A 9,584-nucleotide genomic window follows, 5' to 3' on the forward strand; every position below is an offset into this window, starting at 1 on the left:
CGGCGCACACACCGCCCATGGGGGTGGGCAGGGCACGCAAGCACCGTCAGGCGCTCAAAGCAAGGGGAAAGTCTTCAAGCCAGCGACTCGCGGGGCGAGGGGGGTTGCCTCTTCGCGGCGCCGGGACCATATCCAACGACCGACGGCCCCACATCATTCCGGGCCGGCCACCCCGGCTTACCGGGGTGCCTCGATCGCGTGGCACATGTGCAACGACCGGCGGCCCACCATCATTCCGGGCCTGCGCCGGCGCCCCAGATCTCCGTGGGGCGACCCCGGCGGCCCGCACCTCACGGGGCCTTCCTCGGCCGTGCACCCGTGTTCAACGACCCCCGACCGCCCGCCATTCCGGGGCCCAGAATGCCGCCGGTCACGCGCAAACCGGACATCACCTGCCAGAACACCCGGACAGGCGACCACGAACCTCCGCTGATCCACTCCAGGTCGCCTAAACGGCGGTATCCGACACCCGCCGACCCCCCCATCCCCGACCTGGCGTCAACCACCGCACCGACGCATGGCAAGACGTACCGCAGGCGCGAACGGCGCAGGCCGCACATCCGGACGACGGCCCACCACGACGCGGGTGTGGCCCGCCGTGACCGGCGCAGGGATCAAGCCTGACCGCCCGGAGCCGGGTACGGCGGGCCACACCCCAGACCGCAACCGATCAGGCGGGCCCCAGATCGCGACCGATCAGGCAGGCCACACCCCCCAACAGCACCAGGGCGCCCAACCGCAGCCCAGAACGAACAGCGGGAAAACCGGAGACAGGAGTTACCCTGACAGCATGTCGGTCACCACCAGCGCGTACCTCGCCCGCCCCGGGCGTCCCGCCGTGGTGGCGCGTACCCTCGCCGAGCTCACCGGGCCCACCCGCGGCATCGTCGAGCTGCCGGTCCGCCTGATGTGGAGCACCGAGCGTGCCTTCGACCTCGGCGAGCCGGACGACCTGCTCTGGATGTACGAGAACGTGCTGCGCGAGACCAGCCGGGTGGACGACCTGCGTGAGCTGATCGACGGGCGGACGTTGCGGCGGGTGTGGCGGCGGTTGAACCTGCCCCGGGGCGTCCGCCTGGCCTGGGAGAGCCGGCACCGGGATCTGCGTACCGCGTGAGCCATCTGCACGACTTCTACCGGGAGGTGGCCCGGGTGGCCCTCGCCGCCGCCGGCCCGCACCGGTTCGTGCTCGGCGGCGGGGTGGCGTGGGCGGCGCACGGCCTGGTCACTCGCCCGACGGAGGACGTGGACCTGTTCGCGGACGTGGAGGGCGCCGCCGCGGCGGCGGCGGCCGGGGTGCGGGCCGCGCTGGAGCGGGCCGGCTTCCAGGTGGTCGACGCGGATCCGGGCAGCGAGCTGGCGGACCTCTTCGACGGCTTCGACCGGGACCTGCGGGACTTCGTGGTGAGCCGGGACGGCCGCCAGATCCGGCTCAGCCTGGCCCGGTTGGACCGGTACCGCAGCCCGGTGGTGATGGACCTGGGCCCGGTGATGGACGTCCGCGACCTGATCGCCAACAAGACCGCCGCGCTGGTCAACCGCCGGGAGGTACGCGACTACATCGACGTCGCCGCCGCGCTGGACCGGTACGGCGTGGCGGAGCTGCTGGAGCTGGCCCGACAGGTGGACCCGGCGCTGGACCTCGAGGACGTCCGGGCGGCGGGCCGCTATCTGGACGGGGTGCCGGACCGGCGCTTCGCCCGCTACGGGCTGGACGCCGACCAGGTGGCCGAGGTGCGCCGCCGGATGGCCGCCTGGCCCCGCTGACCCAACGGGCGCAGGCGGCCACCCGGCCGCATCGTCACCGGGTGAGCTTGCCGCCGGTGACCCCGAGGATCTCTCCCGTCACGTAGCTGGACTCCTGCGAGGCGAAGAAGACGTATGCCGGGGCGAGCTCGGCCGGCTGGCCGGGGCGGCCCATCGGAGTGTCGGTGCCGAACTGCCGCACCTTCTCCGGTGGCATGGTGGCCGGGATCAGCGGCGTCCAGACCGGGCCGGGCGCGACGGCGTTGACCCGGATCCCCTGGTCGGCCAGGTCCAGCGCGAGCGCCTTGGTGAAGTTCGCGATCGCCGCCTTGGTGGTGGCGTAGTCGAGCAGTTGCGGCGACGGGTTGAAGGCCTGGATCGAGGAGGTGTTGATGATCGCCGACCCCTCGGGCAGGTGCGGCACGGCCATCCGGCACAGCCAGAACATGGCGTACACGTTGGTCTTGAACACCCGGTCGAACTGCTCGGTGGTGATCCCGGCGAGGCCCTTGTCCTGGGCCATCTGGAAGGCCGCGTTGTTGACCAGGATGTCGATGCCGCCGAGGTCGGCCAGCGCCCGGTCGATCAACTGCTGGCAGTGGCTCTCGTCGGTGAGGTCGGTACGCACCGCGACACCCTTGCGGCCGGCCGACTCGACCAGCCGGACGGTCTCCCGGGCGTCGGCCTCCTCCTGCTCGCCGAGGTACGAGATGAGCACGTCGGCGCCCTCCCGGGCGTACGCGATGGCGACGGCCCGGCCGATGCCGGAGTCGCCTCCGGTGACGACCGCGCGCTTGCCGACAAGCCGGCCGCTGCCCCGGTAGGACTCCTCGCCGTGGTCGGGCTTCGGCCCCATCCGCTGCTCGGAACCCGGCGGGGACTGCTGCTGCGTGGGCTGTCCCTGCTGCTGGCCGTACTGCCGGGTGGGGTTCTGCTGGGTGTACTGGTCCTCGCTCACCGGCTGCTCCTCGTGCCGCTTCATCCCGTCCGGTCCAGTTCCGCCCTACCCCGGGCGGGGAGGCGGAAACGACGTTCGGGTGAACCCGGTGTCACCGCCAGGCGACGTCCGGCGCGGGTGAGATGAAACAGGGCGGGGCGATGTGGCGCAGGGGACAGCCGGTCGTTATGGTGCGCAACGGCGCCCACGAGGCGCGTCACCCCCATGGAAAGGCACCTCATGACCTCCTCCTCCGGTGCTTCGCGCCGCCAGGTGCTGGCCGTCGCGGCCGCTGCCGCGACCGCCCCACTGCTCGCCGGCGCGCCCGCCCGGGCCGCCGCGCCCGCGAAGGCGGCGAAGACCTGGGACCTGACGATCCTGGGCACCTCGGACACCCACGGCAACGTCTACAACTGGGACTACTACAAGGACGCCGAGTACGACGACAGCAAGCACAACGACGTCGGCGTCGCGAAGCTGGCCACCCTGGTCAACCAGATCCGCGCGGAGCGCAAGGGCAAGGCGACCCTGGTGCTGGACGCCGGTGACACCATCCAGGGCACTCCGCTGGCCACCTACTACGCCAAGCAGGCGCCGATCACCGCCACCGGTGAGACGCACCCGATGGCCAACGCGATGAACGTGCTGAAGTACGACGCCGTCACGCTGGGCAACCACGAGTTCAACTACGGCCTGCCGCTGCTGGCCATGTGGATCGACCAGCTCGGCTTCCCGGCGCTGGCCGCCAACGCGATCAACGAGAAGACCGGCAAGCCGGCCTTCCTGCCGTACGTGATCAAGGAGGTCGACCTCGGCGGGCTCGGCGCGCCGACGCTGAAGGTCGGCATCCTCGGCCTGACCAACCCCGGCGTGGCCATCTGGGACAAGGCCAACGTCGAGGGCAAGCTGGTCTTCGCCGACATGATCGCCACTGCCGCCAAGTGGGTGCCGATCATGCGGGAGCGCGGCGCCGACCTGGTCATCATCTCGGCGCACGGCGGCGACAGCGGCACCTCCAGCTACGGCCCGGAGCTGCCGAACGAGAACCCGGTGGCGCTGATCGCCGAGCAGGTGCCGGGGATCGACGCGATCCTCTTCGGCCACGCGCACAACGAGGTGCCGGAGAAGTTCGTCACCAACACCCAGACCGGTGAGCAGGTGCTGACCTCGGAGCCGTCGAAGTGGGGCCAGCGCCTCACCCGGATGGACTTCACCCTGACCCGGGAGAAGGGCCGCTGGAAGGTCGTCAGCAAGGGCTCCACCATGCTGAACACCAACACCGTGGTCGAGGACCCGGCGGTGCTCGCGGCCGTCCGCGGCCAGCACGACACGACGGTCGGCTACGTCAACCAGGTGGTCGCGCAGTCCACGGAGGAGCTCTCCGCCGCCGAGTCGCGGTACAAGGACACCCCGATCCTGGACTTCATCAACCAGGTCCAGACCGAGGTGGTCACCGCGGCCCTGGCCGGCACCGCGTACGCGGGCCTGCCGGTGCTGTCGATCGCGGCTCCGTTCAGCCGTACCGCCATCTTCCCGCAGGGTGACGTGCGGATCCGCGACGTCGCCGGCCTCTACGTGTACGACAACACCCTCGAGGCGGTCGTGCTGACCGGCGCCGAGGTGAAGGCGTACCTGGAGTACTCGGCGAAGTACTTCGTGACGCTGCCGGTCGGGGCGGCCGTCAACCCGGACACCATCAGCGACCCGGCCGTTCCGGACTACAACTACGACGTGATCTCCGGTGTCGACTACGACATCGACATCTCGAAGCCGGTCGGCCAGCGGATCACCCGCCTGGTCCTGCCGGGCACCGACACCCCGGTCGCCGCGGATGCCCAGTTCGTCATCGCGGTGAACAACTACCGGCGCAGCGGTGGCGGCAACTTCCCCGGCATCGTGAAGACCCAGGTCTACAACGAGCAGCAGGAGATCCGCCAGTTGCTCATCGACTGGGCGCAGGCCAAGGGCGCCATCAACCCGGCCCACTTCTTCGTGCCGAACTGGAAGCTGGTCCGCGAGGGCGTGCCGGTCTTCTGATCCGTACCGGTTCGACAGGCCGTGGGGTGCGCCCCCGCGGCCCGTCGGCCGTTTCCGGGCTCAGCCCGGACTGTTCCGCAGGGCCCACTCCTCGGGGCCACCGGTCGGCTCGGGCCGGTCCCGGCGGGCTTCGGTCTCGGTCAGTTCCACCCGGTCCTCGGGGCGGACCGCAGGCGGCAGTTCGCCGAAGCGTACGTGCCGCAGGAACGCGTACTCCTCGTCGGTGAACGACTCGGTCGGCTCGCTCATGAGGGCATTGTGCGCCCGTCCGGCCACTGCCGGCATCAACCCGTGCCCGTCGGGTAAGCCGGCGCGACGACCGTCGGCGACGAGGGTGGAGAACGAGGATGCGGGCAGTACAGCTGATCTCACCCGGAGTGCTGGAGCAGGTGGAGGTGCCGACCCCGACGGCCGGCCCGGGAGAGGTGCTGCTGCGCGTCGGCGCGGTCGGCGCCTGCCACTCGGACCTGCACATCCTCGACGCGCCGCCGGGCATGTTTCCCACCCCGATGACGCTCGGCCACGAGATCGCCGGCACGGTGGACCAGGTCGGCTCCGGGGTGGCCGGCTGGTCGCCCGGGGACCGGACGGCGGTCTACGGGATCATCGGCTGCGGCCGCTGCCGCGCCTGCCTGCGCGGCCTGGAGGACCAGTGCCGGGTCGTCCCGGTCGGCGGCATCGGGCTCAGCCGCGACGGCGGCCTCGCCGAGTACGTGGTGGTGCCCGCCTCCCGCCTGCTGCACATCGGCGACATGGACCTGACCCAGGCGGCGCCGCTGACCGACGCCGGGCTGACCCCGTACCACGCCGTCGAGCTGGCCCGGCCGAAGCTGCGCCCGGGAACCTCCTGCGTGGTGATCGGCATCGGCGGGCTGGGCCACATGGCACTGCAGATCCTGGCGGCCACGACCGCGGTGCGGATCATCGCGGTGGACACCAGCCTGGCGGCGCTGGACCTGGCGACCCGGCTGGGCGCGCACGAGGTGGTGCAGGCCGGGCCGGACAGCGTGGACCGGATCCGGGCGCTGGTGGGCGCCCCACCGGACGGCGCGGACGTGGTGCTCGACTTCGTGGGGGCCGACCCGACCCTCAGCACCGCGCGGCAGGTGGTCGCCACCGGCGGCCAGCTGCTGCTGGTCGGCCTCGCCGGCGGCACGCTGCCGGTCCGGCCGGTCGCCGACGAGCCGCCGGCCGTCCCGCTGGAGACCGGCGTCATGGTGCCGTTCTGGGGGACCCGGGCGGAGCTGCAGGAGGTGATCGCACTGGCCCGGCAGGGGCAGCTGCACGCGGACGTGCAGACCTTCCCCCTCGACCGGGCGCCGGAGGCGTACGAGCAGCTGCGCCGGGGGGAGATCCACGGGCTGGCGGTCATCGTGCCCTGATCGGCCGCTCACGAGTTTGGTCGGTTGACCCGGTTCGCCGCATTGGCGGGAGCCGGTCCAGCAGGGCGGGACCCGCCCGGACCGGGCGGCGGTCCAGGGTCCGGTCGAAGCTGGCCTCGCCCTGGCAGAACCGGACGAACATCCGCCAGCCGGGCGGGGTGGCCAGCATCGCGTGGAACACGTCGGGCCGGCGCTCGAAGACCTCCAGCAGCCGGTGCCCGGCCCGCATGGCGGGCAGCAGTTCCCGGCGTACGTCCCGCTCGTAGGCGTCCGGGTCGCCGCCGGCCACCGCCGCGCCGGACAGCCGCCCGGAGCGCAGGGCGAAGCTGATGCCCTCCCGGCTCCACGGTTCCAGCAGGCCGGCCGCGTCGCCGGCGACCAGCACCCGGCCGCGGCGCAACGGCGAGTCCGCCGCCCGGCAGCGGGTCAGGTGGCCGGAGTCGTGCTTCGGGGTCACCTCGGACAGGCCCAGCCGCGCCACGAAGTCGCGCAGGTAGGCCCGGGTCCGCTCCCCCTCGCCCCGGGCCGAGATGACGCCGACGGTGAGCCGGTCACCCTTGGGGAAGACCCAGGCGTACGACCCGGGGACCGGCCCCCAGTCGATCAGCAGCCGGCCCCGCCAGCGTTGCTGCTCGGCGGGTGGCACAGGCAGCTCCAGCTCCAGCCCCAGGTCCACCTGGCGGTAGGCCACCCCGACGTGACGGGCGGTGACGCCGGAGGAGCCATCGGCGCCGATCACGGCGCGGGCATGCACGGTGTCGCCGTCGGCCAGCCGCAGGCGTACCTCGTCGGGGTCCTGCTCGACGGCGCGGACCGCGACGCCCTCGCGGACCTCGGCCCCGGTGGCGACCGCGGCGGCGCGCAGCCGGTCGTCGAACTCCTCCCGGCGCACCATGCTCACCAGCGGTCCGGTGTGCCGGCGGGTGAAGCCGCGTCGCCCGTCCCGGGTGAACGTCACCCGGTCGACCCGGTCGTGGACCGGCACGTCGATCCGGTCGGCCACCTCGGCCAGCGAGGTGGCGATCAGCCCGCCGCCACAGGTCTTGTAGCGGGGATGGGTGGCGCGCTCCAGCACCAGCGTGCGGACGCCGGCACGGGCCGCGGCATGGGCGGCGGAGAGCCCGGCGGGGCCGCCGCCGACGACGACGAGATCCCAGATGATCACTGGTGCAGCCTAGGGCACTGGCCGGCGGAAACGCCGGTCACTCGCCCGGTGCGACCGCCCGATCGGGTGGGCATCATCGGACGCCGGCCGGGTAACCGCCGGGCGCAGACCGCCCGCCGGTCGGGCGGGTCACCGAGGAGGGAAGCGATGCAGCGGGTACAGCTGTCTGAGGTCGAGGAGCGGGTGTACCAGGCGGTGACCGCGCTGGAGGTGCGGGGTCACGTCCCCTACCCTGACACGATCGCGGAGGAAGCCGGGATGACCGAGGAGGAGCTGCGCGAGCCATTGCACCTGCTCACCGAGCGGGGCCTGCTGCACCGCGAGGACTCCCCGATGGCGGGGCTGGACTTCGGCCCGCGGTGGTGCGCGCGCCAGCTGGCCTGATGCGTCGTTTGCCCCTTTGGGGGACCGGGTAGCCATCGGGGATGCGTGATCGACGGTCTTCGGGGGGCACGATGAGCGCGGATCGGCCGTCGGCGCCGACGGAGACCGGGTACGACAACCGGCGCCGCTGGCAGGCGCTCGGGGTCGGCCTGGTCGCCGCGTTCATGACGCTGCTGGACGTCAGCATCGTCAACGTCGCCGTACCGTCGATCGACCGGGCCCTGCGGGCGACGCCCAGCGATTTGCAGTGGGTGCTGTCCGGGTACGCCCTCACCTTCGGCCTGGTGCTGGTGCCGGCGGGGCGCTTCGGTGACGCCCGCGGCCGGCGTACCGGATTCGTGGTCGGGGTGGCGCTGTTCACGGTGACCAGCGCGCTGGCCGGGCTGGCCCGCTCCCCCGAGTGGCTGATCATCGCCCGGCTCGTCCAGGGCGCCGCCGCCGGGGTGGTCAACCCGCAGGTGAGCGGCCTGATCCAGCAGCTGTTCCGGGGCGCCGAGCGGGGCCGCGCGTTCGGGCTGCTGGGCGCCACCATCGGCATCTCCACCGCCGTCGGCCCGCTGCTCGGTGGGCTGCTCATCCAACTCGGTGGCGAGCAGCACGGCTGGCGGTGGGTGTTCTTCGTGAACGTCCCGGTCGGCATCCTCGCCGTGCTGCTCGGCTGGCGGCTCATGCCGGCCCGCCCGACCGGGGCGCAGGACCGGCATCGGCTCGACCCGATCGGCGTGCTGCTGCTCGGGGTCGGGGTGACCCTGGTGCTGCTCCCGCTGGTGCAGCGACAGCAGTGGCCGGGGGCGGCGAAGTGGCTGCTCATCCCGGCCGGGCTGGTCTTCCTGGTCGCCTTCGGCGTGTGGGAGCGGTGGTACGCCCGCCACCGGCAGCCCCTGTTCGACCTGCGGCTGTTCGGGCTGCGCTCGTACACCCTGGGAACCCTGATCGGCCTGCTCTACTTCGCCGGGTTCACCGCGATCTTCTTCATCTTCACCCTGTACCTGCAGATCGGGCTCGGCTACTCGGCCCTCGCCGCCGGGCTGGCGATCACCCCGTTCGCGCTCGGCTCGGCGGCGGCGTCGGCGCTGGGCGGTCGGGTGGTCACCCGGTTCGGCCGGCCACTGGTCGCCATCGGCCTGCTGGTGGTGGTGATCGGCCTCGGCGCGGTCGTCTGGGTGCTGCGCGGCTCCCCGCACGTCTCGGTGCCGCTGCTGACCGCGGTGCCGTTCCTGCTGGCCGGGCTGGGCAGCGGCCTGGTCATCGCGCCGAACCAGACGCTGGCGCTGTCCGAGGTGCCGGTGCCGCAGGCCGGCAGCGGGGCAGGCATGCTCCAGACCGGTCAGCGGATCGGCTCGGCCGCCGGCATCGCGGGGGTGGGCGCGCTGTTCTTCTCGGTGCTGGGCAGCACCCGGGGCGACTGGTCGACCGCGTTCCGGCACTCGCTGCTGCTGGCCGCCGGGATCGTCGTGCTGGCGCTGATCGCCGCCGTGGTCGACATCGCCGCAGGTCACCCCCGGCCCCGGGAAACCTCCTGACCCGGATCGGGCGTCGGCTCCCCGGCCGGTCCCCGTCAGGGCGGCGGATCGCAGCTGCGGCTGGGCATCCAGCGGGACCTCGACGCCGTGCTGGCAACCGCCGGTGTCGCCACCCTCCGGTACGACCGCCGCGGCGCTGTCCAAGATCTCTGGAGACGGCGCTCTGGGGCGGCGGCGTTCTCTGGAGATGGCGCTGGCCGGCACCCCTTGGTAGGGGTGCCGGCCAGCGGTGTGTTCATGGTGTTCGGTTGTGCTCAGCTGTTGGGTCAGCTGTTCCAGTACTGGGCGACCAGGTCAGCGGCCTGCTGCTCCCACTGGGCGTAGGCGTCCGGGTAGGCCGACACCTGCACCGTCTGCGCCGCCTTCGTCAGCGGCATGTCCTGCCAGCCGTCGACCTGCTTCAGACCCTT

9 protein-coding genes are annotated in these 9,584 nt (G+C 72.5%); 6 read left to right on the forward strand and 3 right to left on the reverse strand.

Annotation, left to right across the window (positions count from 1 at the left end; all coding sequences use genetic code 11):
- Positions 1-790: 790 nt before the first annotated feature.
- Both FXF52_RS38990 and FXF52_RS38995 read left to right on the forward strand, forming a co-directional pair.
- Positions 791-1,117 carry a hypothetical protein gene (locus tag FXF52_RS38990; protein WP_148804682.1) on the forward strand — a complete coding sequence of 109 codons (327 nt, stop codon included), beginning with the start codon at positions 791-793 and terminating at the stop codon, positions 1,115-1,117.
- Complete coding sequence (locus FXF52_RS38995; protein ID WP_148804683.1) at positions 1,114-1,767, forward strand: nucleotidyl transferase AbiEii/AbiGii toxin family protein; 654 nt, start codon at positions 1,114-1,116, stop codon at positions 1,765-1,767. Before FXF52_RS38990 ends, FXF52_RS38995 begins: the two co-directional genes overlap by 4 nt.
- A 34-nt stretch (positions 1,768-1,801) precedes the next feature.
- On the opposite strand, the gene FXF52_RS39000 is transcribed toward FXF52_RS38995, so the two are convergent.
- Positions 1,802-2,704 (reverse strand): SDR family oxidoreductase, encoded by a 903-nt coding sequence (locus FXF52_RS39000; RefSeq protein WP_148804684.1) that lies wholly within the window; start codon positions 2,702-2,704, stop codon positions 1,802-1,804.
- A gap of 219 nt (positions 2,705-2,923) precedes the next feature.
- On the opposite strand from FXF52_RS39000, the gene FXF52_RS39005 reads away from it, so the two are divergent.
- The gene (locus FXF52_RS39005) at positions 2,924-4,720 is read left to right on the forward strand and encodes a bifunctional UDP-sugar hydrolase/5'-nucleotidase (protein WP_148804685.1); all 1,797 of its coding nucleotides are present in this window, start codon (positions 2,924-2,926) and stop codon (positions 4,718-4,720) included.
- Positions 4,721-4,780: 60 nt separating this feature from the next.
- Here FXF52_RS39005 and FXF52_RS39010 read toward each other — a convergent pair whose 3' ends face one another.
- On the reverse strand, positions 4,781-4,969 hold the full coding sequence (locus tag FXF52_RS39010; protein WP_255472847.1) for a hypothetical protein: 189 nt from the start codon (positions 4,967-4,969) through the stop codon (positions 4,781-4,783).
- A gap of 98 nt (positions 4,970-5,067) precedes the next feature.
- Between FXF52_RS39010 and FXF52_RS39015 the strand changes: the two genes are divergently transcribed.
- Positions 5,068-6,102 carry an NAD(P)-dependent alcohol dehydrogenase gene (locus tag FXF52_RS39015; RefSeq protein ID WP_148804686.1) on the forward strand — a complete coding sequence of 345 codons (1,035 nt, stop codon included), beginning with the start codon at positions 5,068-5,070 and terminating at the stop codon, positions 6,100-6,102.
- Here FXF52_RS39015 and FXF52_RS39020 read toward each other — a convergent pair.
- Positions 6,089-7,267 carry a geranylgeranyl reductase family protein gene (locus tag FXF52_RS39020; RefSeq protein WP_148804687.1) on the reverse strand — a complete coding sequence of 393 codons (1,179 nt, stop codon included), beginning with the start codon at positions 7,265-7,267 and terminating at the stop codon, positions 6,089-6,091. The two genes, FXF52_RS39015 and FXF52_RS39020, sit on opposite strands and share 14 nt — an antisense overlap.
- A 147-nt stretch (positions 7,268-7,414) precedes the next feature.
- Here FXF52_RS39020 and FXF52_RS39025 point away from each other — a divergent pair, with 147 nt between their 5' ends.
- Positions 7,415-7,651: a hypothetical protein gene (locus tag FXF52_RS39025; protein WP_148804688.1), complete on the forward strand. Its 237-nt coding sequence runs from the start codon at positions 7,415-7,417 to the stop codon at positions 7,649-7,651.
- A 71-nt stretch (positions 7,652-7,722) separates the two neighbouring features.
- Positions 7,723-9,174 (forward strand): MFS transporter, encoded by a 1,452-nt coding sequence (locus tag FXF52_RS39030; RefSeq protein WP_370518088.1) that lies wholly within the window; start codon positions 7,723-7,725, stop codon positions 9,172-9,174.
- Positions 9,175-9,584 lie beyond the last annotated feature (410 nt).

Origin of the sequence: Micromonospora sp. MP36, from assembly GCF_008119785.1 — a bacterium.
Lineage (GTDB): Bacteria > Actinomycetota > Actinomycetes > Mycobacteriales > Micromonosporaceae > Micromonospora.

What these genes read in the sequence shown, in the direction of transcription:
- FXF52_RS38990 (WP_148804682.1), top strand. Translation starts at nt 791, where the DNA reads ATGTCGGTCACCACCAGCGCGTACCTCGCCCGCCCCGGGCGTCCCGCC.
- FXF52_RS39005 (WP_148804685.1), top strand. Translation starts at nt 2,924, where the DNA reads ATGACCTCCTCCTCCGGTGCTTCGCGCCGCCAGGTGCTGGCCGTCGCG.
- FXF52_RS39010 (WP_255472847.1), bottom strand. Translation starts at nt 4,969, where the DNA reads ATGAGCGAGCCGACCGAGTCGTTCACCGACGAGGAGTACGCGTTCCTG.
- FXF52_RS39015 (WP_148804686.1), top strand. Translation starts at nt 5,068, where the DNA reads ATGCGGGCAGTACAGCTGATCTCACCCGGAGTGCTGGAGCAGGTGGAG.
- FXF52_RS39025 (WP_148804688.1), top strand. Translation starts at nt 7,415, where the DNA reads ATGCAGCGGGTACAGCTGTCTGAGGTCGAGGAGCGGGTGTACCAGGCG.
- FXF52_RS39030 (WP_370518088.1), top strand. Translation starts at nt 7,723, where the DNA reads ATGAGCGCGGATCGGCCGTCGGCGCCGACGGAGACCGGGTACGACAAC.